Annotated in this window: 1 protein-coding gene; it reads left to right on the top strand. The window is 51.2% G+C overall.

What is annotated here, in order from left to right; all coding sequences use genetic code 11:
• The coding region (locus NTD82_RS00390) for a hypothetical protein (RefSeq protein WP_262127383.1) at positions 1–186 on the top strand (186 nt) is incomplete at its 5' end.
• Between the last annotated feature and the right edge of the window lie 25 nt (positions 187–211).

The following is a 211-nucleotide window of genomic DNA, read 5'->3' as shown; positions in this document are numbered from 1 at the left end:
CTTGACGCCCCGTTTTATCTGTCTATAATTCGCCCCACTTCCGGCGCAGTCGAAACGGAAAACTCCTTGAGATTCAACGAGTTAGAAGTTTCAGGTAGCGTAGGAAGTGTTTCGGTCTCCACCGAAAGCGGTGAAAAAAGGCAGTTGACAGCAGGTTGTAACGCTGTAGAATTCGCCTCCCGCTGACGAGAGATCGCAGCGAGTCAAGTGG

The sequence above is a fragment of the Pseudomonas sp. 5P_5.1_Bac1 genome (assembly GCF_025466015.1).
GTDB lineage: Bacteria > Pseudomonadota > Gammaproteobacteria > Pseudomonadales > Pseudomonadaceae > Aquipseudomonas.
Note: the sequence above shows the minus strand (reverse complement) of the source record. Positions and strands in the feature narration are given on the sequence as shown.